At 68.3% G+C, this 23,075-nt stretch carries 22 protein-coding genes; 19 read left to right on the top strand and 3 right to left on the bottom strand.

The window, feature by feature from the left end:
* Positions 1-17: 17 nt before the first annotated feature.
* The 13 genes from coaD (at position 18) to ABQE44_RS07400 (ending at position 14,534) form a co-directional block, all read left to right on the top strand.
* Positions 18-494: a pantetheine-phosphate adenylyltransferase gene (gene coaD, locus ABQE44_RS07340; RefSeq protein ID WP_448390782.1), complete on the top strand. Its 477-nt coding sequence runs from the start codon at positions 18-20 to the stop codon at positions 492-494.
* 81 nt (positions 495-575) lie between these two features.
* Positions 576-1,142 carry a hemerythrin domain-containing protein gene (locus ABQE44_RS07345; RefSeq protein WP_448390783.1) on the top strand — a complete coding sequence of 189 codons (567 nt, stop codon included), beginning with the start codon at positions 576-578 and terminating at the stop codon, positions 1,140-1,142.
* 214 nt (positions 1,143-1,356) lie between these two features.
* Entirely contained in the window at positions 1,357-2,094 is a 738-nt protein-coding gene (gene sepIVA, locus ABQE44_RS07350) for a cell division protein SepIVA (RefSeq protein ID WP_448390784.1), read from the top strand.
* A 30-nt stretch (positions 2,095-2,124) separates the two neighbouring features.
* Positions 2,125-2,712: a YceD family protein gene (locus tag ABQE44_RS07355; protein WP_448428956.1), complete on the top strand. Its 588-nt coding sequence runs from the start codon at positions 2,125-2,127 to the stop codon at positions 2,710-2,712.
* Positions 2,705-3,409, top strand: coding sequence for a ribonuclease III (gene rnc, locus ABQE44_RS07360; RefSeq protein WP_448390786.1), 705 nt, complete (start codon positions 2,705-2,707; stop codon positions 3,407-3,409). Before ABQE44_RS07355 ends, rnc begins: the two co-directional genes overlap by 8 nt.
* Positions 3,402-4,259 carry a DNA-formamidopyrimidine glycosylase gene (mutM, locus tag ABQE44_RS07365; RefSeq protein WP_448390788.1) on the top strand — a complete coding sequence of 286 codons (858 nt, stop codon included), beginning with the start codon at positions 3,402-3,404 and terminating at the stop codon, positions 4,257-4,259. The genes rnc and mutM overlap by 8 nt, the downstream gene beginning before the upstream one ends.
* Positions 4,260-4,318: 59 nt before the next feature.
* A complete protein-coding gene (locus ABQE44_RS07370; RefSeq protein ID WP_448390789.1) occupies positions 4,319-4,735 on the top strand; it encodes an OsmC family protein in 417 nt (138 codons plus the stop codon).
* A complete protein-coding gene (locus ABQE44_RS07375) occupies positions 4,719-5,003 on the top strand; it encodes an acylphosphatase (RefSeq protein WP_448408492.1) in 285 nt (94 codons plus the stop codon). The genes ABQE44_RS07370 and ABQE44_RS07375 overlap by 17 nt, the downstream gene beginning before the upstream one ends.
* 26 nt (positions 5,004-5,029) lie before the next feature.
* Entirely contained in the window at positions 5,030-8,617 is a 3,588-nt protein-coding gene (smc, locus tag ABQE44_RS07380) for a chromosome segregation protein SMC (protein WP_448428958.1), read from the top strand.
* Positions 8,618-8,741: 124 nt separating this feature from the next.
* On the top strand, positions 8,742-10,097 hold the full coding sequence (gene ftsY / locus ABQE44_RS07385; protein WP_448428961.1) for a signal recognition particle-docking protein FtsY: 1,356 nt from the start codon (positions 8,742-8,744) through the stop codon (positions 10,095-10,097).
* 164 nt (positions 10,098-10,261) lie between these two features.
* Positions 10,262-11,617: an ammonium transporter gene (locus ABQE44_RS07390; RefSeq protein WP_448390794.1), complete on the top strand. Its 1,356-nt coding sequence runs from the start codon at positions 10,262-10,264 to the stop codon at positions 11,615-11,617.
* A gap of 33 nt (positions 11,618-11,650) precedes the next feature.
* The gene (locus ABQE44_RS07395) at positions 11,651-11,989 is read left to right on the top strand and encodes a P-II family nitrogen regulator (RefSeq protein WP_448390795.1); all 339 of its coding nucleotides are present in this window, start codon (positions 11,651-11,653) and stop codon (positions 11,987-11,989) included.
* A gap of 79 nt (positions 11,990-12,068) precedes the next feature.
* Entirely contained in the window at positions 12,069-14,534 is a 2,466-nt protein-coding gene (locus ABQE44_RS07400) for a [protein-PII] uridylyltransferase (RefSeq protein WP_448428963.1), read from the top strand.
* Between the two features lie 13 nt (positions 14,535-14,547).
* On the opposite strand, the gene ABQE44_RS07405 is transcribed toward ABQE44_RS07400, so the two are convergent.
* Entirely contained in the window at positions 14,548-15,651 is a 1,104-nt protein-coding gene (locus tag ABQE44_RS07405; RefSeq protein ID WP_448390798.1) for an agmatinase family protein, read from the bottom strand.
* Between the two features lie 147 nt (positions 15,652-15,798).
* Between ABQE44_RS07405 and ffh the strand changes: the two genes are divergently transcribed.
* Both ffh and ABQE44_RS07415 read left to right on the top strand, forming a co-directional pair.
* Positions 15,799-17,355: a signal recognition particle protein gene (gene ffh, locus ABQE44_RS07410; protein WP_448428965.1), complete on the top strand. Its 1,557-nt coding sequence runs from the start codon at positions 15,799-15,801 to the stop codon at positions 17,353-17,355.
* Positions 17,352-18,425: a metal-dependent hydrolase family protein gene (locus ABQE44_RS07415; protein WP_448428967.1), complete on the top strand. Its 1,074-nt coding sequence runs from the start codon at positions 17,352-17,354 to the stop codon at positions 18,423-18,425. Before ffh ends, ABQE44_RS07415 begins: the two co-directional genes overlap by 4 nt.
* A gap of 73 nt (positions 18,426-18,498) precedes the next feature.
* On the opposite strand, the gene ABQE44_RS07420 is transcribed toward ABQE44_RS07415, so the two are convergent.
* Both ABQE44_RS07420 and ABQE44_RS07425 read right to left on the bottom strand, forming a co-directional pair.
* Positions 18,499-19,335 (bottom strand): D-alanyl-D-alanine carboxypeptidase family protein, encoded by an 837-nt coding sequence (locus ABQE44_RS07420; RefSeq protein ID WP_448428969.1) that lies wholly within the window; start codon positions 19,333-19,335, stop codon positions 18,499-18,501.
* An 80-nt stretch (positions 19,336-19,415) separates the two neighbouring features.
* The gene (locus tag ABQE44_RS07425; protein ID WP_448428971.1) at positions 19,416-20,294 is read right to left on the bottom strand and encodes a D-alanyl-D-alanine carboxypeptidase family protein; all 879 of its coding nucleotides are present in this window, start codon (positions 20,292-20,294) and stop codon (positions 19,416-19,418) included.
* A 32-nt stretch (positions 20,295-20,326) separates the two neighbouring features.
* Here ABQE44_RS07425 and ABQE44_RS07430 point away from each other — a divergent pair, with 32 nt between their 5' ends.
* The 4 genes from ABQE44_RS07430 to ABQE44_RS07445 all read left to right on the top strand — a co-directional run bounded on the left by ABQE44_RS07430 (position 20,327) and on the right by ABQE44_RS07445 (position 23,075).
* Entirely contained in the window at positions 20,327-20,746 is a 420-nt protein-coding gene (locus ABQE44_RS07430) for a nuclear transport factor 2 family protein (RefSeq protein ID WP_448429235.1), read from the top strand.
* A 4-nt stretch (positions 20,747-20,750) separates the two neighbouring features.
* The gene (gene mgtE, locus ABQE44_RS07435) at positions 20,751-22,091 is read left to right on the top strand and encodes a magnesium transporter (protein WP_448428973.1); all 1,341 of its coding nucleotides are present in this window, start codon (positions 20,751-20,753) and stop codon (positions 22,089-22,091) included.
* A 160-nt stretch (positions 22,092-22,251) separates the two neighbouring features.
* Complete coding sequence (gene rpsP, locus ABQE44_RS07440; protein WP_448428975.1) at positions 22,252-22,824, top strand: 30S ribosomal protein S16; 573 nt, start codon at positions 22,252-22,254, stop codon at positions 22,822-22,824.
* Positions 22,825-22,832: 8 nt separating this feature from the next.
* On the top strand, positions 22,833-23,075 hold the full coding sequence (locus ABQE44_RS07445) for an RNA-binding protein (RefSeq protein ID WP_003881089.1): 243 nt from the start codon (positions 22,833-22,835) through the stop codon (positions 23,073-23,075).

Genomic DNA, 23,075 nt, shown 5'->3' on the forward strand with positions numbered 1-23,075 from the left:
TGATAGCGTCATCACCCATGAGTGGCGTGGTATGCCCGGGCTCCTTCGACCCGGTGACCCTCGGCCATGTCGACGTCTTCGAACGCGCGGCGGCCCAGTTCGACGAAGTCATCATCGCGGTGTTGGTGAACCCCAACAAGAAGGGCATGTTCGATCTCGACGAGCGCCTCGCGATGCTCGAGGAATCCACCGCACACCTGCCCAACGTGCGCGCCGAGGCCGGTGAGGGCCTGGTGGTCGACTTCGTCACGAACCACGGGCTGAGCGCCATCGTCAAGGGACTGCGCTCCAGCACCGACTTCGAATACGAGTTGCAGATGGCGCAGATGAACAAACACGTCGCCGGCGTCGACACGTTCTTCCTCGCCAGCGCGCCGCGCTACTCGTTCGTGTCGTCGTCGCTGGCCAAGGAGGTCGCATCGCTGGGCGGCGACGTGACCGAGCTGCTGCCCGAACCGGTCAACCGGCGGCTGCAGGCAAAGCTCAAGGATTAGCTCGCTCACATCACGGGTAATCGCTGGTAGGCGCACAGCCCCTCGTGCCCCGCCCAACCCATTGAGTATGGAGTTCTTGCCATGGTGCAGACGTTCGTTCAGTCGACCGATGATGTTGTGAACTTTTTGACCGATCAGCACAACCTGATCAAGGACCTGTTCGAAGAGGTGCTCAGCGCTTCCGACGACAAAGCCCGCGAGACCGCCTTCGTCGAATTGCGCCAACTGCTCGCGGTGCATGAAACCGCCGAGGAGATGGTGGTGCATCCGCGCGCGCGCCGTGAGATCGCCGACGGTGAGGCGATCGTCGACGCCCGCCTCCAAGAGGAGCACGACGCCAAGGAAGAGTTGACGGCGCTGGAGCAGATGGACATCGGGTCCACGGAGTTCATCGACGCGCTCAAGCGGTTCCGTGAGGACATCCTGCACCACGCCCAGGCTGAGGAGCGCGAGGAGTTCAGCAAGCTGCAACGCGAACTCGACGCCGACGACCTCGAGCGGATGGTCAAGGCGGTGCAGGCCGCGCAGGCCATCGCGCCGACCCGCCCGCACGCCGGTGTGGAGTCGGCCACCGCCAACTTCGCCGTGGGCCCGTTCGCGTCGATGCTCGACCGCGCCCGGGACATCATCTCCGGCGTCCTGCGGTAGTCCGGCTGCTGGTGGCGCCGCAGCACCGCACGTCCGCGGTGGGCTTTCCGATTGACATAATGTAGGAGTGAGCAATTTCACACGGGAGTTGCAGCCTGGGGAAGCGGCGACACAGCAAGACGCCCGAAATGCGACACACCGGCGTCGGTAGCTGAGTCACAGGCGTAACACCAGGCACACTGGTAACTGTCAACTACGCCTGGAGGGTGTTGCCGTGTACCGAGTTTTTGAAGCGCTCGACGAGTTGGGCGCGATTGTCGAAGAAGCCCGCGGTGTGCCGATGACGGCCGGCTGCGTGGTGCCCCGCGGTGATGTCCTCGAGTTGATCGACGACATCAAGGATGCGATCCCCGGCGAACTCGACGACGCCCAAGACGTGCTGGACGCGCGCGACGGGTTGCTGCGCGAGGCCAAGGAGCATTCCGACTCGATGGTCGCGACCGCGTCCGCCGAGGCCGACTCCATGATCAACCACTCCCGCGCCGAGGCCGACCGGCTGCTCGCCGACGCCAAGGCCCAGGCCGACCGAATGGTCGCCGAGGCCCGTCAGCACAGCGAACGTATGGTCACCGAGGCCCGCGACGAGGCCAGCCGGGTCGCGGCGACCGCCAAGCGGGAGTACGAGGCCAGCACGGGGCGGGCCAAGACCGAGGCCGACCGCCTGATCGAGAACGGCAACCTCGCCTACGAGAAGGCCGTGCAGGAAGGCATCAAGGAACAGCAGCGGCTGGTGTCGCAGACCGAGATCGTGCAGACCGCGACGGCCGAGGCGACCCGCCTCATCGACTCGGCGCACGCCGAGGCCGACCGGCTGCGCGGCGAGTGTGACATCTACGTCGACAGCAAACTCGCCGAGTTCGAGGACTTCCTCAACGGCACGCTGCGCTCGGTGGGACGGGGCCGCCACCAGCTGCGCACCGCCGCCGGGACGCACGACTACGCAGCCCGTTAGCGCTGGGCGGGGTCGCCGTAGGATTGAACTATGGCGACGCATGCGAACGCGGCGGCGCACCAAGGGTCGCGAACGCCGCTTGTCATCGATATTTCCCGGCTCGGCAGGCGGCCCGGCTCCATGTTGACGGTTTCCGAGACGGTTTCTGCCCCATCGCGCATCGGGCTGGACCTGATCGGAATCGCCGAAGGTGCACCGCTGGAACTGGACCTTCGGATCGAATCCGTCTCGGAGGGGGCGTTGGTGACCGGCACGGTGGCCGCGGAGACCTCGGGCGAATGCGCGCGCTGCCTGACCGGTGTCACCGGCCACGTGGAGATCGAGCTCACCGAGCTGTTCGCGTATCCGGACAGCGCGACCGACGAGACCACCGACGCCGACGAGGTCGCGCGGGTCTCCCACGAGGGAGGGGCCGACACCATCGACCTGGAGCAGCCGATCATCGACGCGGTGGGCCTGGAGCTGCCGTTCGTGCCGCTGTGCGAACCGGACTGTCCGGGCCTGTGCCCGGAGTGCGGTGTGGCGCTGGCGACCGCAGAGCCCGGACACCACCACGAGCAGATCGATCCACGGTGGGCCAAGCTGGCAGGCATGTTCGACGAGGGCGTCGGTGACTGACCGCGAGCCGCTGCTGGCGGCGCTCGGCGTGAAGCTGCCCGACGACCTGCTCACCATGGCGTTGACGCACCGCAGTTACTCATACGAGCACGGCGGGCTGCCCACCAACGAGCGCCTGGAGTTTCTCGGCGACGCGGTGCTGGGGCTGACCATCACCGAAGAGCTCTACCACCGCCACCCCGATCGCACCGAGGGCGATCTGGCCAAGCTACGGGCCAGCATCGTCAACACCCAGGCGCTGGCCGACGTCGGGCGCAACCTCTCCGGCGCCGGGCTGGGCAGCTATCTGCTGCTGGGTAAGGGCGAGGAGAACTCCGGCGGCGCGGACAAAGCCAGCATCCTGGCCGACGGTATCGAATCCTTGCTTGGCGCAATCTATATCGAGCACGGCATCGACATCGCCCGCGAGGTGATCCTGCGGCTGTTCGGTGAATTGCTCGACACCGCACCGACGTTGGGTGCCGGCCTGGACTGGAAGAGCAGCCTGCAGGAGCTGACCGCGGCGCGGGGGATGGGTGCGCCCTCGTACGTGGTGACCTCGACGGGACCAGACCACGACAAGGAATTCACCGCGACGGTGATCGTCACCGAGATCGAGTACGGAAAAGGTGTGGGCCGCACCAAGAAGGAGGCCGAACTCAAGGCGGCCTCGGCGGCGTGGAACACGCTGTCCGCGGCATCTGATGTAGATGCCTGAGCTTCCCGAAGTCGAGGTCGTTCGACGGGGATTGCACGCGCACGTGGTCGACAAGACCGTCACCGCGGTGCGGGTGCACCATCCGCGCGCGGTGCGTCGGCACGAGGCGGGTCCTGCCGATTTGACCGCGCGGCTGCTGGGGTCGCGCATCGTCGGCACGGGACGCCGCGGCAAGTACATGTGGCTGACGCTGGACGACGGCTCAGCGCTGGTGGTGCACCTGGGCATGAGTGGGCAGATGCTGCTGGGCGCGGTGCCCAACGAGCGACATCTACGGATCGCGGCGCTGCTCGACGACGGCACCGCGCTGAGCTTTGTCGATCAGCGCACCTTCGGTGGGTGGCTGCTCACCGACATGGTCACCGTCGACGGCAGCGATGTGCCGCTGCCCGTCGCTCACCTCGCCCGTGACCCCCTGGACCCGAGATTCAACCGCGACGGTGTCGTTACGGTGTTGCGGCGCAAGCACTCCGAGATCAAGCGTCAGCTGCTGGACCAGACGGTGGTGTCGGGTATCGGCAACATCTACGCCGACGAGGCGCTGTGGCGGGCCCGGATCAACGGCGCCCGGTTGGCCTCAGCGCTGACCCGCCGTCAGCTCGGCGAGGTGCTCGATGCGGCGGCCGAGGTGATGGCCGAGGCGCTGTATCAGGGCGGTACGTCGTTTGACTCGCTGTATGTCAACGTCAACGGCGAGTCCGGCTACTTCGAGCGCTCGCTGGACGCCTACGGCCGCGAGGGTGAACCGTGTCGGCGCTGCGGCGCGGTGATGCGGCGGGAGAAGTTCATGAACCGCTCGTCGTTCTACTGTCCGAGATGCCAGCCGCGCCCGCGGGTGCGCCGCGCGTAACCGCGAGATGCACGTTAGCGATATCTCTACTCGCACTTTCCCGCGCTAACGTGCATCTCGTGACGGAACTTTGGGTGGAGCGCACCGGCGTGCGCCAATACGTCGGGCGCAGCTCACGCGGCGCGCAGGTGCTCGTCGGCAACGAGGACGTCGACGGCGTCTTTACTCCGGGCGAGCTGATGAAGATCGCGCTGGCGGCCTGCAGCGGGATGGCCAGCGACTCGCCGCTACGGCGCCGGCTCGGCGACGACTATCCGGCCACGATCCGGGTGTTCGGCGCCGCCGACCGCGACCAGGAGCGGTACCCGCTGTTGGAAGAATGCATGGAACTGGACTTGTCCGGGCTCTCCGAGGACGAGCGGACCCGCGTGCTCACGGTCGTCGAACGCGCCATCGACCAGGTCTGCACGGTCGGCCGCACGCTCAAAGCCGGGACTAAAGTGACGTTTGAGGTAAATGATGCAGGAGTTAGCTGAGGTACGCCTGACGGCATGGGTGCACGGGCACGTCCAAGGTGTCGGCTTCCGGTGGTGGACCAGATCGCGCGCGCTGGAGTTGGGGCTGACCGGCTACGCCTCCAACCGGCCCGACGGCCGCGTCCAGGTGGTCGCCCAAGGCCCGCGCGACGCCTGCGAAAAGCTCCTTGAACTGCTGCGAAGCGGTAACACACCCGGCCGCGTGGACAATGTGGTCGCCGAGTTCTCCGAAGTTCGCGACTCACTTGTCGGCTTCATCGAGCGATAGCCCGCGCGGCGGTAGGGTTGCACGTCGTGCACCTCAAGAGTCTGACGCTGAAGGGCTTCAAGTCCTTTGCTTCGCCCACGACTCTGCGTTTCGAACCGGGCATCACCTGTGTGGTCGGCCCCAACGGGTCGGGCAAGTCCAACGTGGTCGACGCGCTCACCTGGGTGATGGGCGAACAGGGCGCCAAGACGTTGCGTGGCGGCAAGATGGAAGACGTCATCTTCGCGGGCACGTCCTCACGGCCACCGCTGGGCCGCGCCGAGGTGACCGTGACGATCGACAACTCCGACAACTCGCTGCCGATCGAGTACTCCGAGGTGTCGATCACCCGGCGGATGTTCCGCGACGGCGGAAGCGAATACGAAATCAACGGCAGCAGTTGCCGTTTGATGGATGTGCAGGAGCTGCTGTCGGATTCGGGCATCGGTCGCGAAATGCACGTCATCGTCGGCCAGGGCAAGCTCTCCGAGATCCTCGAATCGCGGCCGGAGGACCGGCGCGCGTTCATCGAGGAGGCCGCCGGTGTGCTCAAGCACCGCAAGCGCAAGGAGAAGGCGGTCCGCAAGCTCGACGCGATGTCGGCCAACCTGGACCGGTTGACCGATCTGACCACCGAACTGCGCAGACAGCTCAAACCGCTCGGCAGGCAAGCGGAAATGGCCCGGCGCGCCCAGACGATCCAGGCCGATCTGCGCGACGCTCGCCTGCGGCTGGCCGCCGACGACCTCGTCACCCGCCGCACCGAGTTCGACAACACCAACCAGGCCGAGACGACGCTGCGGCGCGAGCACGACGAGTTGAGCACCCGGCTCGAGGCCAAGACCGTCGAACTGGCCAACCACGAGTCGGCCGTCAACAGCCTGTCCGAGCGGGCCGACGCCGCACAGCAGACGTGGTTTTCGTTGTCGGCGCTGGCCGAGCGGGTCAGCGCGACGGTGCGCATCGCCAACGAGCGTGCGCAGTACCTCGACACCGAGCCCGACGGGTCCACCGGCCCCGACCCCGACGAACTGGACGCCCAGGCCGACCAGGTCGCCGCCGAGGAACGCCACCTGCTCAAGGAGCTCGAGGAGGCCCGGGCCACGCTCGAGGCGGCCCGCAGCGAACTCGCCGAGCGCGAAGAGGTGGCCGCCGAGGCCGAACAGGCGCACATGGCGGCCGCGCGCGCCGAGGCCGACCGTCGCGAGGGGGTGGCCCGGCTGGCCGGCCAGGTCGACACGATGCGCACCCGTGTGGAGTCGATCGACGAAACCGTGGCCCGGCTGAGCGCAGGAATCGACGAGGCGGCGGCGCGCGCCCAGCAGACGCAGGCCGAGTTCGAGACCGTGCAGGGCCGCGTCGGCGAACTCGACGCCGGCGAGGTGGGGCTGGACGAACACCACGACCGCACCGTGACCGCGCTGCGGCTCGCCGACGAACGGGTCACCGAACTGCAGGCCGCCGAGCGCGGCGCCGAACGCCAGGTCGCGTCGCTGCTGGCGCGCATCGAGGCGCTCTCGGTGGGTCTGGACCGCAAGGACGGGGCTGCTTGGCTGCAGGAAAACCGAAGCGGCGCAGGGCTGCTCGGGACAGTCGCGAACCTGCTCAAGGTGCGCGACGGTTATCAGGCGGCGGTGGCCGCCGCGCTGGGCGCCGCTGCGGACGCCGTGGCCGCTGAAGACGCCGGGGCGGCCCGTTCGGCCGTCGCCGCACTCAAGGAGTCGGACGCCGGGCGCGCGGCGATCGTGCTCAGCGATTGGGGTGCCCACACCCCGCCGCAGCGCGGGCAGCTGCCCGACGGCGTCGTGTGGGCGGTCGAGCTCGTCGAGGCGCCGCCGCGGCTTCAGGGCGCGGTCACCGCGATGCTGGCCGACGTCGCCGTGGTGGCCGATCTATCCGCGGCGCTCGATGTGGTCGGCTCCCGGCCGGAGCTGCGGGCAGTCACCACCGACGGCGACCTCGTCGGCGCCGGCTGGATCAGCGGCGGCTCCGATCGCAAGCCCAGTACGCTGGAGATCGCCTCGGAGGTGGACAAGGCCCGCGCTGAACTGGCCGCGGCCGAGAAGCAGGCAGGTGAGCTGTCGGCGGCGTTGGCCGGTGCGCTGGCCGAACAAGCGGCGCGCCGCGACGCCAGCGAGCAGGCGCTGGCCGCGCTCAACGAGTCCGACGCGGCGATCTCGGCGATCTACGAGCAGCTGGGCCGCCTCGGGCAGGACGCCCGCAGCGCCGACGACGAGTGGCAGCGGCTGATCAAGCAGCGCGACGAGCTGGAAGCCAACCGGTCGCGCACCGTCGAGGAACTCGTCGGGCTCGAGCAGCGACTGCACAACGCGCAGCAGGAGCCGACGTTTGAATCCGAACCGGTGAACCGCCAGGAGACCATGGCCGCCGCCGAAGCTGCTCGCGCCGTCGAGGTTGAGGCGCGGCTCACGGTGCGGACGGCCGAAGAACGCGCCAACGCCGTTCGGGGCAAGGCGGATTCGCTGCGACGCGCTGCGGCCGCGGAGCGGGAGGCGCGGGTGCGCGCGCAGCGGGCCCGGGAAGCGCGCGCCCACGCCGCCAAGGTGGCCGCGGCTGTCGCAGAATCGGCACGCCTTGTCGCACAACGGCTCGGCGCGGTGGTGGCGGTGGCCTCGCGCGCCCGCGACGCGGTCGCCGAGGAACGTCAGCACCGCTCGGCCGCATTGACCAAGACCCGTGACGACGTCAACGAACTCACCGCCAAGATCAACGGCCTCACTGACGCACTGCACCGTGACGAGGTCGCCAAAGCCCAAGCGGCACTGCGGATCGAACAACTCGAAGAACACATCCTCGAACAGTTCGGGATGGCCACCGCCGACCTCATCGCCGAGTACGGGCCCGATGTGCCGTTGCCGCCGTCGGAGCTGGAGATGGCCGAGTACGAGCAGGCCCGCGAACGCGGGGAGCAGGTCACCGCACCGGCGCCGATGCCGTTCGACCGGCCCACCCAGGAGCGGCGCGCCAAGAAGGCCGAACGTGAGCTGGGCGAGTTGGGCCGGGTCAACCCGTTGGCGTTGGAGGAGTTCGCGGCGCTCGAGGAGCGCTACAACTTCCTGTCCACCCAACTCGAGGATGTCAAGGCGGCGCGCAAGGACCTGCTCGACGTCATCGAGGACGTCGACGACCGGATCCTTCAGGTGTTCACCGAGGCTTACACCGACGTGGAACGCGAGTTCCAGCAAGTGTTTTCGGCGTTGTTCCCCGGTGGCGAGGGCCGGCTGCTGCTCACCAACCCCGACGACATGCTCACCACCGGCATCGAGGTCGAGGCGCGCCCGCCGGGCAAGAAGATCAAGCGGCTGTCGCTGCTGTCGGGCGGGGAGAAGTCGTTGACCGCCGTGGCGATGCTGGTCGCGATCTTCCGGGCCCGGCCGTCACCGTTCTATGTGATGGACGAGGTGGAGGCGGCGCTCGACGACGTGAACCTGCGCCGGCTGCTCGGGCTGTTCGAGCAGCTTCGGGCGCAGTCGCAGCTCATCGTGATCACCCACCAGAAGCCGACGATGGAGGTCGCCGACGCGCTGTACGGCGTCACCATGCGCGACGACGGCATCACCCAGGTGATCAGCCAGCGGATGCGCGGCCAGGAGCTGGTGGCCGCGACGAACTGACACACGAACCCGTCGTCGAGACGGACGTTTTGGTGGATTCCGCTCGCACCTTTCGACCAAAGCGTGCGTCTCGGCGCAACCAGGGGGCGGGCGGCACCCGCATCCGCCCTGAGACAATGGCGGCGTGACAGAAGGTTTGTGGATCGCGATCGCGGTCATCGTTGTTCTGCTGGTCGCCGCGCTGGTCGTTGGATTGGTGCGCTACCGGCGGCGACGGATCAGCTTGTCGTCCGCAGACACCGCCCCGCCGCTGGACCGCTCGGGCGGCTACACCGCGTCATCGGGGTTCACGTTCTCCACCGGTTCGGCAACTGCTGAGCCCGTCGAACGGATCGACACCACCGGGCTGCCCGCCGTCGGCGACGACGCCACCATTCCGCGGGATGCGCCGAAACGCTCGATCGCCGACGTGCCACTGCCCGAGCCCGAGCCCGAGGCTCCGGTTGAGGAGCCTGCGCCGCCCGTCGAGGAGCCCGTCGAAGAGCCCGCGCCGGCCATTGAAGAGCCTGAAGTGGCCGTCGAGGAGCCCGCGCCGGCCGCCCCAGTTGTCGAGGAGATCGCCCCGCCGGAAGGCCGCCTGGAGCGGCTGCGCGGACGGCTGGCCAAATCGCAGAACACGCTGGGCCGCAGCATGCTCGGCCTGCTCGGCGGCGGCGACCTCGACGAGGATTCCTGGGAGGAGGTCGAGGACACGCTGCTGATCGCCGACCTCGGCCCCACCGTCACCGAGTCGGTCATCACCGCTTTGCGTTCGCGGATGGCCGCGGCTCGCATCCGCACCGAAGACGATGCCCGCGCCGTGCTGCGCGAGGTGCTCATCGAACAACTTCAGCCCGACCTCGACCGTTCGATCAAGGCGCTGCCGCACGCCGACAAACCGTCGGTGCTGCTGGTCGTCGGGGTCAACGGCACCGGAAAGACCACGACGGTCGGCAAGCTCGCCCGCGTTCTGGTCGCCGACGGACGCCGCGTTGTGCTCGGCGCGGCCGACACCTTCCGTGCCGCGGCGGCCGACCAGCTGCAGTCGTGGGCGTCGCGGGTGGGTGCGCAGGTGGTCCGCGGTGCCGAGGGCGCCGACCCCGCGTCGGTGGCGTTTGACGCCGTCGACGCCGGCATCGAGTCGGGCGCCGACGTCGTCGTCATCGACACCGCCGGACGGCTGCACACCAAGACCGGCCTGATGGACGAGCTCGGCAAGGTCAAACGTGTGGTGAGCCGCCGCACCCAGGTCGACGAGGTACTGCTGGTTCTCGACGCCACGATCGGTCAGAACGGGCTGCCGCAGGCGCGGGTGTTCGCCGAGGTCGTCGACATCACCGGGGTGGCGCTGACCAAGCTCGACGGCACCGCCAAGGGTGGCATCGTCTTCCGCGTCCAGCAGGAACTCGGTGTTCCGGTCAAGCTCGTCGGCCTGGGCGAAGGCCCCGACGACCTCGCGCCGTTCGAGCCCGCGGCGTTCGTCGACGCGCTCTTGGGCTGACGGCGCACCTGCCGGTGCCCGCCGGCGAAACATGAGCGTAACGATGTCCGCGGATGCGTTCACATCAACGAAACGCACACGCATCACCGGTGAAACGCCGGGCGCAGAGTCTCTTCGGGAGGCCCGATCTCTATCGGCCCACGTCCCAAGGAGGTTCACACAAAGTGCTTCTAGCCTTACCAGACGACGCGTTCGCGCCTTTCGGGCCCGGCGGGCTGAGTTCCGGCGATACCGCATGGGTGCTCACCGCTGCCGCGCTGGTGTTGTTCATGACACCGGGCCTGGCGTTTTTCTACGGCGGCCTATCCCGGCAGAAGTCCGTTCTCAACATGATGATGATGTCGTTCGGTTCCATCGGCGTCGTCAGCGTCATCTATGTGCTGTGGGGCTACTCGATGTCGTTCGCCTCGGCGCACACGGGTCAAAGTGACATCCTGGGCGTCTTCGACAACCCGTTTGCATTGTTCGGGTTGAGCCCCCTGCTCCAGACCCAAGAACTGGGCGCCGACACCCTTTATGTGGTCGGTGGGTTCGGCAGCGTGCCTGCGATCGTGTGGGCGGGTTTCCAGCTCACGTTCGCCGTGATCACCGTCGCCCTGATCAGCGGCGCGGTGGCCGAGCGGATGAAGTTCGAAACGTGGCTGGTGTTCGGCGCGATCTGGGTCACGCTGGTGTACTTCCCGCTGGCGCACATGGTTTGGGGTGGAGGACTGTTGTCGGGTACTGAAAACAGCATTGCCTCATGGCTATTCGGCTACGACGCGGATGCGGGTGCGGCCAACGTGGCGCCGATCGACTTCGCCGGCGGCACCGTGGTGCACATCAACGCCGGGATGGCTGCCCTGGTGTTGGCCCTGCTGCTGGGCAAACGACGGGGCTTCGGCAAGATGGCCTACCGCCCGCACAACATCCCATTCGTGATGCTCGGCGCCGCGATCCTGTGGTTCGGGTGGTTCGGCTTCAACGTGGGCTCAGAGGGTGCGGCCGACATGATCGCCGGCCAGGTCTGGGTGAACACCACGGCCGCAACAGCCGCCGCGATGCTCGGCTGGTTGCTGGTCGAACGTATCCGCGACGGCAAGCTGACGAGCGTGGGCGCGGCCTCCGGCATTGTCGCGGGACTCGTGGCGGTCACCCCGGCCTGCGGTGCACTGTCGCCGATCGGAGCGCTCATCCTCGGTGTGTTCGCCGGTGCGTTGTCGTCGCTGGCGGTCAGCCTGAAGTACAAGCTGGGTTACGACGATTCGCTCGACGTCGTCGGCGTGCACCTCGTCGCCGGCCTGTGGGGCACCATCGGCATCGGCCTGCTGGCCACCGAAACCGGCCTGTTCTACGGCGGCGGTATCCAACAGTTGGTGGTGCAGGCGGTAATCGCACTGGCCGCAGTGGTGTTCACTGGCATCATGACGGCGATCATCGCGTTCATCGTCAAGCCCATGGGGTGGCGGGTGAGTGCGGAGAACGAGGAAACTGGTATCGATGAGACCGAACACGCTGAAACGGCTTACGAGCTCGCCTGAGCGGCGACAATTTCATTGGAAGGGAACACCTACATGAGGCTGATTACGGCGATCGTCAAGCCGTTCACGCTCGAAGACGTCAAGACCGGGCTCGAGCAGACGGGCATTCTCGGGATGACCGTCAGCGAGGTTCAGGGGTATGGACGCCAGAAGGGTCACACCGAGGTGTACCGCGGCGCCGAATACTCCGTCGATTTCGTGCCGAAGGTGCGCGTCGAGGTCGTGGTCGAGGACTCGGCGGTGGACAAGGTGGTCGATGTCATCGTGCAGGCCGCACGCACCGGAAAGATCGGCGACGGGAAGGTGTGGGTCAGCCCCGTGGACACCGTGGTGCGGGTGCGCACCGGTGAGCGGGGGGCCGACGCCCTTTGAGCCGCATCTGAACTCACGAGGTCGTCGTCCGGCCACACACCGTAGGCATCGATTTGGTTGAGGCCGGAGAAGGACACCGATGACAGCGCAGACACCCGATCCCGCTCTCGGCGAGCCCACATGGGCGGCGCCGGGGGCGGGATCGGCTCGTCCGGCCACCGACCTCGTCGCCGCGTGCAAGCAGCTGCTCTCGGGTCCGACGCGCCAACTGGATTCGACCGCGCTGCGGGATGCGCTGCTGGAGCTGCACGAATTCTGGCTCAACGCAAAGGCAACCGAAATCGGGGTCACGCCATCCAGTGGCTTCGCCATCGTCGCGACCGGCGGGCTCGGACGCGGTGAGCTGGTGCCCTACTCCGACCTCGACCTGATGCTGCTGCACGACGACATGCCAGCCGACATCGTCGGAAAGGTCGCAGAGCTGTTGTGGTATCCGTTCTGGGACGCCAACATTCGTATCGACCACAGCGTGCGCACCGTCCGTGAGGCGTTGCGGGTCGCCGACACGGACATCTCGGCGGGTCTGGCGATGCTGGAAGCCCGCCACATCGCCGGGAATTCGGAGTTGGCGTCGGCGCTGGTCAGCGGCGCGCGCCGGCAGTGGCGCACCGGAATCGCCTCGCGGTTCGACGAACTCGTCGAACATACCCAGGCGCGATGGCAGCGCAGCGGTGAGATCGCGCACCGCGCTGAACCCGATCTCAAATGCGGCCGCGGCGGGTTACGCGACGTGCAACTGCTCAACGCGCTGGCCATCGCGCAATTGGCCGACGGCTACCCCAACCGGTCGTCGGCCTCACCGAGCGCGACGCTGGGCGAGGCGCACCTGGCGTTGCTCAACGTGCGCACCGAACTTCACCGGGCCGCAGGCCGTGGACGCCAGGTGCTGCTGGCCCAGCACGCCGACGAGATCGGCGCCGCGTTGCAGATCGGGGACCGGTTCGATTTGGCGCGGATGCTGTCCGACGCCGCACGCACCATCAGCTTCTATGTGGAGACCGGGCTGCGCACCGCAGCCAACGCGCTGCCGCGCCGTGGTCTCGCGGCGTTCCGCAGGCCTGCGCGTCGTCCCCTCGACGAAGGCGTCATCGAGTTCGCCGGCGAGGTGATCCTGGCCCGCGACGCCCGTCCGCAGCGCGACCCCGGCCTGGTGCTGCGGGTGGCGGCCGCCTCGGCCACCACCGGCCTGCCGATGGCGGCGTCCACGCTGGGGCGGCTGGCCGAGACGGCGCCTGAACTGCGCGCGCCCTGGCCGCGCCAGGCGCTCAAAGACCTGCTGGTGATCCTGGGCGCAGGGTCGGCCACCGTGACGACCATCGAGGCGCTGGACCGCACCGGCCTGTGGGGCCGGCTGTTCCCGGAGTGGGGTGCGGTGCGCGACCTTCCGCCGCGCGACGTCGTGCACATCTGGACCGTCGACCGACATCTGGTCGAAACCGTCTCGCGCGCAAGCGCGTTCACCACCCGGGTGTCGCGTCCGGACCTGCTGGTCCTCGGTGCGCTGTGCCACGACATCGGCAAAGGCCGCGGCGGCGACCACAGCGTCATCGGCGCAGAGCTGGCCGTGCAGATCGGCACCCGGCTGGGTTTGCGGCCCTCAGACGTCGAAACGCTGTCGAAGATGGTGCGCTACCACCTGCTGCTCGCGCATACCGCGACCCGACGCGATCTGGCCGATCCCAGGGTCATCGCCTCGGTGGTCGACGCGCTCGACGGTGACCCGGTGCTGCTGGAACTGTTGCACGTGCTCGCCGAGGCGGACTCGCAGGCCACCGGACCGGGCGTGTGGGGTGATTGGAAAGCCGCCCTGATCGGCGACCTGGTGCGGCGCTGCCGGCTGGTGATGGCCGGCCAGCCGCTGCCGCAACCCGATCCCATTGATCCGCACCATGTTTCGTTAGCAGCCGACGCCGGTGTGCACGTCGAGCTGGTGGCCGGCGACAGCCCGCACGTCTACCAGGTCACGATGATCGCGCCCGACCGGCGCGGGCTGTTGTCGAAGGCGGCCGGTGTGCTGGCGCTCAACTCGCTGCGCGTGCATTCCGCGTCGGTCAACGGCCTTTCCGGTTCGGCGATCAACACCTTCGTCGTATCCCCGCATTTCGGCTCGCCGCCGTCCGCGGAGTTGCTGCGACAGCAGCTCGTCCTCGCGCTCGACGGAGACCTCGACGTGCTGGGGTCGCTGGACCGCCGCGAAAGCGACGCCGCGCAACACGGGACCGCCAGGGCCGGGCAGGCGACGGCCGCCGTGCCCATCAACCACGTCACCGCACCACCGCGGATCCTGTGGTCTGACGGCGCCGCGCCGGGGGAGCAGGTGGTCCAGGTCCGCAGCATCGACCGCACCGGCCTGCTGGCGAGGCTGACGGCCGTGTTCGAACGCGACGGTGTCGACATCGCCTGGGCCAAGGTCACCACGCTGGGGTCGTCGGTGGTCGATGTGTTCGGCGTCACCGGCGACGTCGCCGCCCGCGCCGACATCGAACGCGAGCTGTATGCGGTGCTACCCGCCCCGCCCGTCAAAGCGGTGCCCGAGGCCGGCTGAGCCCGCCGATGCACTAGTTCGGCGGTGGACCGGCGACGTCGGGGTGCAGGTAGGCCGGTCCCGGCAGCCCGAGGCGACGCATCGCCAGCCCGGTCAGCGCCTCGAAGATGGCTCGTCGCGCGTTCATGGTCGTGGTGTAGCCCGGGTCGAGGTGTGGGGCGACCTCGACGACCTCCATTCCCACCACCGGCGTTTCATGACAGATCCGCCGGATGGCAGGTAGCAGTTCGCGGTTGGTCAGACCGGGTGGCTCCGGGGTTCCGGTGCCGGGCGCGAACGCGGGATCCAACACGTCGATGTCCAGCGACAGGTACAGGTATTCCGGTCCGTCCAACGCTTCGCTGATCGCCTGTTCGAGCACGGTGTCGAAGCCACGCCGGTCGATCTCGGCCATGAAGTGTGTGCGAAGCCCGTTTTCCCGCATCCACGCGAACAACGCGTCATCGGGTGCGACGGCGCTGCGCAGCCCGATCTGGATGAAGTTGCGTCCCGGGATGTGCTCGTCGTCGATCAACCGCCGAATGGGCGTGCCGTGCGACGCCAGGTGGCCGACGAGGTCGTTGGCGCAGTCGGGATGGGCGTCGAAGTGCACGACGCCGACCTTGCCCGGCCCGTACACGTCGGCCAGGGCCGCGGCGTTGGGCCACAGGATCGAGTGGTCCCCGCCGAGCACGATCGGGACCGCGTTCACTTCGGCGATCTCGCGGACCAGTGAGCGGACCGGCTCCATCGAGTTCTCGATGCTCAACGGGTCCACTGCCGCATCCCCGTAGTCGACGACCGTGAGCACCTCGAACGGGTGCACCCGGGTGCTGTCGTTGACGAGCATCCCCGGCGTGTGGGCCAGCACCCGCTCGTCGGCGCGGATCCCACGCGGCCCGAACGCCGCACCGCGATGGCCCATCGACATGTCAACGGGTGCGCCGAGCACCGCCACGTCGACGGCTCCGGCGCGCAGATCGTCCTGGTTGAGGCACAGCGGCAAACCGAACAGGGTGGCGATGCCGGCGTAGGCGGGAGCGAACTGGTAGCGCTGCAGGTTGATCGGACCCGGCTCGCGGTGCGGATCCCTCGAGCGGTCTACGGGCGCCCGCCAAACCTCTCCCGACAGATCCATGCCAGCCTCCCCATGTAGTTGCCGGTCCGTGCGCCAGCAGAACCTACGCGACAACCGCCGCGAAGTCTCGTATTCGGCGTCGGCAGCGAGTCGAACCGATGAGGCGCGCTCCGATGGTGTCGGCGGATGCCAAGTAGTCTTGGCCTCGTGTTTGAATCGCTGTCCGACCGATTGACCGGCGCCCTGACGGGGCTGCGCGGCAAGGGCCGGCTGACCGACGCCGATATCGACGCGACGGCCCGCGAGATCCGGCTGGCGTTGCTGGAAGCCGACGTGTCGCTGCCCGTCGTGCGCAACTTCGTGACCCGCATCAAGGAGCGCGCCAAGGGTGCGGAGGTGTCCGCCGCGCTCAACCCTGCTCAGCAGGTCGTCAAGATCGTCAACGAGGAACTGATCGCGATCCTCGGCGGCGAGACGCGTCAGCTCGCGTTCGCCAAGACCCCGCCGACCGTCATCATGCTCGCCGGTCTGCAAGGCTCCGGTAAGACGACGCTGGCCGGCAAGCTTGCGAAATGGTTGAAGGACCAAGGTCATACCCCACTCCTGGTGGCATGTGACCTGCAGCGTCCCGGCGCGGTCAACCAGCTGCAGATCGTCGGCGAACGCGCCGGCGTGCAGGTGTTCGCGCCGCACCCCGGCGTGGGGCCCGACGGCCAGGAGAACGCCGCGCCCGGCGATCCGGTCGCCGTCGCCGCGGCCGGGCTGGAGGAAGCCAAGACCAAGCTCTACGACGTCGTGATCGTCGACACCGCGGGCCGCCTTGGCATCGACGATGAGCTGATGAGCCAGGCCGCGGCGATCCGCGAGGCCGTCGACCCCGACGAAGTGATCTTCGTGCTCGACGCGATGATCGGCCAGGACGCCGTCACCACCGCCGAGGCGTTCCGTGCGGGGGTCGGCTTCACCGGGGTGGTGCTGACCAAGCTCGACGGCGACGCTCGCGGCGGCGCCGCGCTTTCGGTGCGCGAGATCACCGGCGTACCGATCCTGTTCGCCTCCGCCGGGGAGAAGCTCGAGGACTTCGACGTCTTCCACCCCGACCGGATGGCCAGCCGCATCCTGGGCATGGGCGATGTGCTCACCCTGATCGAGCAGGCCGAACAGGTCTTCGACGCGCAGAAGGCCGAGGAGGCCGCGCACAAGATCGGCAGTGGCGAGTTGACGCTCGAGGACTTCCTCGAGCAGATGCTGGCCATCCGCAAGATGGGCCCGATCGGCAACCTGCTGGGGATGCTGCCCGGGGCTGGTCAGATGAAGGACGCGCTGGCCGCCGTCGACGACAGGCAACTGGACCGGCTGCAGGCCATCATCCGCGGCATGACGCCCGAGGAGCGCGCGGACCCGAAGATCATCAATGGGTCGCGCCGGCTGCGCATCGCCAACGGATCCGGCGTGACCGTCGGCGAGGTCAACCAGCTCGTCGAGCGCTTCTTCGAGGCCCGCAAGATGATGTCGCAGATGGCCGGGCAGATGGGTATGCCGTTCGGCCGCAAGAACTCTCGCAAGGGCGGCAAGAAGGGCAAGAAGGGCAAGAAGGGCGGTAGGGGGCCGACGCCACCGAAGACGCGCAACCCGCTGGGCGCCGGGATGCCGGGGCTGCCCGCGGGCTTCCCGGACCTGTCGGAGATGCCCAAGGGGCTCGACGAGTTACCGCCCGGGCTCGCCGACATCGACGTGTCGAAGCTGAAGTTCCCGAAGAATTGACCCGTCTGCATGTGCGCGGGCGGGGGCTGCCCGACGACGAACCGGTCGAGTGGTGGGTCATCAACGGTGTGCTGAGCGCCGAGCCGGTCGCCGACGCCACGACGGTGTTTGACGGCGGCTGGATCCTGCCCGGCCTGGTCGACGCGCACTGCCACGTCGGCCTCGGTGACCACGGCGCGCTGGACAATCTCGACGACTGCGTCGCGCAGGCCGAGCTCGAACGTGACGTCGGCGCGCTGCTGTTGCGGGACTGCGGTTCGCCCATCGACACCCGGGCCCTTGCCGACCACGACGATCTGCCGGAGATCATCCGCGCGGGCCGCCACCTCGCTAGGCCCAAGCGCTATCAGCGCGGGTTCGCGATCGAACTCGACGACGAGTGGGCACTGCCCGACGCGGTGGCCGAACAGGCCAGGGTCGGCGACGGCTGGGTCAAGCTCGTCGGCGACTGGATCGACCGCGACGTCGGCGACCTGGCGCCGTTGTGGTCCGACGACGTGCTCACGGCCGCCATCGACGCCGCCCACGCCCACGGCGCCCGCGTCACCGCGCACGTGTTCAGCGAGGACGCGCTGCCGGGGTTGATAAAGGCCGGCATCGACTGCATCGAGCACGGCACCGGTCTGACCGACGACACCATCGAGTTGATGGTCGAACACGGCACCGCGCTGGTGCCGACGCTGATCAACGTCGAGAACTTTCCCGGCATCGCCGCGGCCGCCGCCAAATATCCCGCCTATGCCCAGCACATGCGCGACCTCTACGAGCGGTGTTCGGCGCGGATCGGCGCGGCCCGCGAGGCGGGAGTGCCGATCTATGCGGGCACCGATGCGGGCAGCATGGTCGCCCACGGCCGCATCGCCGACGAGATCGACGCGCTCACAGGTATCGGGATGAGCCCGACGCAGGCGCTGGGCGCGGCGTGCTGGGACGCCCGCGAATGGCTGGGCCGGCCGGGCCTGCAACACGGGGCGCCGGCGGACCTGGTGTGCTTTCGCGAGGATCCACGCACCGGCGCGGCGGTCGTCAACCACCCCGATCTGGTGGTTCTGCGCGGCGTCACTTTCTAGCGCGAGCGTGCGAGTTTGAGGGCGACACGCCGCGCTATGACGCGAGTTTGCGCACGCTCGCACCCAGGCCGGCTCACCGGTACTGGCTGAAGCCCCAGTCCAGCAGCTTGATCGCCTGCCCGTACAAGTCGCCGCTGCCGTACAGCTGCGCCACCACCAGCCGGTGGCCATTGCGTTGCGCCGCACCGACATACGTCTTGCGGGCGAGGTTGGTGTAGCCGGTCTTGCCAACCAGCGTGCCGGGATAGCGCTTCAGCAGTTCGTTCTGGTTGGTGATGGTCTTGGGCCCGTTGTCGGTGGGAAACAGCGACGACGGCTGGCGCACGATGGCCGCGAACGCCGGATACCGCAGCGCCGCGCGGTAGATGATGGCCAGATCATTGGCGGTGGTCACCGATTCCATCCCGGGCCCGTCCAGACCCGACGGCGAGGAGGCGCGCGTGCTTCGCGCGCCCAGCGCCGCGGCTTTGGCGTTCATCCGCGTGACCGCGGCACGGTAGCCGCCCAGCCCGTCGGCCAGCGTGTTGGCCGCGTCGTTGCCTGACACCAGCATCAACCCGTCGAGCAGTTGACGCACGGTGTACGGTCGGCCGGCTTTGACCCCGGCGCAGGAACATTCCACGTCGGCGGCGGCCTGGCTGGCCCGGATCACCGCGTTGAGCGGAAGGTGGTCGAGCACCACCATCGCCAGCAGCGCCTTGATGGTGCTGGCCGGCGGATGCGGCGCATATGGGTTGCGCGAGGCCAGGATTCGGCCGTTATCGAGGTCGGCGAGCACCCACGCCTGCGCGGGCCCGTCTGGAAGTGTGACGGCGCCCGACGGTTCGACGCCGGGCTGCGCGGGTACCGGGGTTGCGATGACCACGGCTGCCGACAGCGTTATGGCCAACGCGGCCAGCAGCTTTCGCATGGGCGCCGAGCGTATTCACCGCGGTCGCCGACGCGGTCTCGAAAGTGTTGCGATTCGGCAACTTCCGGTGTGTGAGCTGGTTACAGGTAGCCGATGCTCTTGTTCGGGTCCAGTGCGAAACCCCAGTCGAACAGGTTTGCGGCCTGGTCCCAGTAGGTCGGCTGCCCGGGTTTGTCCATGCCGAACATCAACGCCACGACCAGCCGGCGGCCGTCACGTTCGGCGGCGCCGACGAACGTCTTGCGGGCGATGTCGGTGAAGCCGGTCTTGCCGCCGATGGTGCCGGGATAGCGCTCGAGCAGCTCGTCCTGGTTGACCAGCACGCGGTCGCCGTTCTTGGTCGGGAACACAGCGGTCGGCTGCCGGGTGATCTGGGCGAACACCGGGTTGGCCATCGCGGCGCGGAAGATCACCGCCAAATCGTGCGGTGAGGACCACATGGCGATGCCGGGACCGTCCAGACCCGACGGTGACCCGGCGTTGGTGCCGTAGGCGCCGAGCAACGCGGCCTTGGCGTTCATCTTCGTCAACGCGACGTCATGGCCGCCGAGCATGGTGGCCAACGTGTTGGCCGCGTCGTTGCCCGACACCAACAGCAGCGCTTCGAGAAGCTGACGGGCGGTGTAGACCATGCCGGGCGTCACACCCACGCAGTTGCATTCGACCTTGGTGTCGGCCTCGTTGGCGACGATGGTGGCGTCCAGCGGCAGCTCGTCGAGCACGGTCAGCGCCAACAGCACCTTGATGGTGCTGGCGGGGGCGTACTGGCCGTACTCGTCGCGGGCGGCGAGCACGGCGCCAGTGTCCATGTCGGCGATGAGCCAGGCCTGCGCTGGGCCTTCCGGGATGGGCACCGAACCCGCGGGTTGCTCGACGCCGAGCGGCGCGGCAATCACCGTCGCGGACTGTCCGAGGAGCAGACACAGGGCGGCCGTTAAGCCGATCAACAGCCTTCGCATGGGCAGGCAGCTTAGTCGTGTTGAATCGACCCATGTTGAGCCTGGAAGAGATTTCGGATCGGTTGGAGATCCAGCAGCTGCTGATCGACTACTCGACGGCCATCGACCAACGCCGGTTCGACGACCTCGATCGGGTGTTCACCTCCGATGCCTACATCGACTACCGGGCGATGGGCGGCATCGACGGCCACTATCCGCAAGTCAAAGCGTGGCTGGCCGACGTGCTGCCGAACTTCCCGGCGTATGCCCACATGTTGGGCAACTTCGACGTCCGCATCGCCGGTGACACCGCGTCGTCGCGGACCATCTGCTTCAACCCGATGGTGATGGGCGGGGAGCAGGGCCAGATCCTGTTCTGCGGCCTGTGGTATGACGACGAGTTCGTCCGCACCTCGCAGGGCTGGCGGATGAGCCGGCGGGTCGAGACCAAGTGCTTCGACAAGCTGGTGTGACCCGATGAGCGATGAACGGGTCCGGACCATCGAGCGGGCGCTGGGCCTCACCGACCTGGCGGAGCTGACGGCGGCGGTGCGCGCGTTGACGCCGTCGGAGGCCGTCGAAGTGCTCGAGCGCCACGACAGCACCGATCGCGCCGTGCTGTACCGGCTGCTCGCCAAGGATCAGGCGCTGCGGGTGTTCGAAGCGTTGGATCCGAGCCTGCAGAGCGACCTGGTGCGCGCCCTGCAGGACGACGACGATGTCGCGGCCCTGTTCGCCGGTTTGGAACCCGATGACCGGGTCGAGCTGCTCGATGAGCTGCCCGCATCGGTCGCACGGCGGCTGATGCGGGGGCTCCCCGCGCCCGAACGCGATATGACAGCCGGCATCCTCGGCTATCCGCCGGGGTCGATCGGCAGGCGGATGAGCCCGGAGTTCGTCGCGCTGCGCACGGATCTGACTGCCGAGCAAGCGCTCTCGGCGGTCCGCCGGCGCCTGGCCGACGCCGAGACCGTGTACACGCTGCCCGTGACCGACGACCAGCGCGCCGTCGTGGGCATCGTCAGCCTGCGCGACCTGATGAGCGCAGCGCCCGACACGCCGATCCGCGACATCATGCAGCAGGCGTACTTCGCGCGGGCCACCGACAGTGCCGAGGAAGCGGCGCGACGGTGCGCTGATCTCAAGCTGCTCGCGCTCCCGGTGGTCGACAAGGAGTCGCGGCTGGTCGGCATCCTCACCGTGGACGACGCGCTGCGCGTTCTGGAATCCGCCGAGACCGAGGACCAAGCCCGTATCGGCGGCACCGAACCATTGCGGCGCCCCTACCTGGCCAGCCCGGTCAGCGCGCTGGTGCGTGCCCGCGTGGTCTGGCTGCTGGTGCTGGCGATCGGCGCCACGCTCACCGTGCAGGTGCTGGAGGTCTTCGAAACCACCCTGAGCCAGGTGGTGGCGCTGGCCCTGTTCGTACCGTTGCTGATCGGCACCGGTGGCAACACCGGAAACCAAGCGGCCACCACGGTGACGCGGGCGCTGGCGCTCGGCGACGTCGGGCCCCGCGACTTCACCAAGGTGCTGGTCCGCGAGTTCAAGGTCGGGTTCTCGCTCGGGCTGCTGCTCGGCGCGGTGGCGTTTCTGCTGACCACCGCGGTCTATGACCGCCAGCTGGGCACGGTGATCGGCCTGACCCTGCTGGCGGTGTGCACGATGGCCGCCACGGTCGGCGGCGCGATGCCGTTGCTGGCCCGTGCCGTCCGCGCTGATCCGGCGGTGTTCTCAAATCCGTTCATCACCACGTTCGTCGACGCCACCGGGCTGCTGATGTACTTCCTGATCGCCAGGGCAGTTCTGGGCATCTGATCGATTTCCGCTGGATCGCCCGGTTCTGGCACAATAGGCGGCTGTCTGCCCACGGCCACGGCCGTGCGGCGGTCACACACGTAAGGCAAAACCGGACCCGGGCATCCCGCCCAGGTTGCTGAATTGTCAGCGTGGCAATCACAGGAGAAGTCGCTTAACCATGGCTGTCAAGATCAAGCTCACCCGGCTTGGCAAGATCCGCAATCCCCAGTACCGCATCTCCGTCGCCGACGCGCGCACCCGGCGCGACGGCCGCGCGATCGAGGTCATCGGCCGGTACCACCCGAAGGAAGACCCCAGCCTCATCGAGATCGACTCGGAGCGGGCCCAGTACTGGCTCAGCGTCGGCGCCCAGCCCACCGAACCGGTGCTGGCGCTGCTGAAGATCACCGGCGACTGGCAGAGGTTCAAGGGTCTGCCCGGCGCCGAGGGCTCGCTGAAGGTCAAGGAGCCCAAGCCCAGCAAGCTGGACCTGTTCAACGCTGCGCTGGCCGAGGCCGAGGGCGGCCCCAGCACTGAGGCCACCCAGCCCAAGAAGAAGAAGGCGCCCGCCGCCAAGAAGGCCGCGGACAAGGCGAGCGAGGAGTCGGCCAAGAAGGCGGTCGAAGCCGAGGCCACCGCCGATCCGTCCGGTGCCAAGGACGCATCTGAGGCGGCAGCTGAAGGCGCCGACGCCACCACGGCCGGCGCCGCGGAGAACGCCGCAGGCGAGTCCGCGCCGGCCGAGAGCTGAGCGCGGCCGTGAGCTCAGTCGTCGTCGACGCCGTCGAGCATCTGGTGCGCGGAATCGTGGATAACCCCGACGATGTCCGCGTCGACATGGTCACCAGCCGGCGCGGCCGCACCGTCGAGGTTCATGTCCACCCCGATGACCTCGGCAAGGTGATCGGCCGCGGGGGCCGCACCGCGACCGCGCTGCGCACGCTGGTTGCCGGGATCGGCGGTCGGGGCATCCGCGTCGACGTGGTGGACACCGACCAGTAG

The organism is Mycolicibacterium sp. XJ2546, from assembly GCF_053483195.1.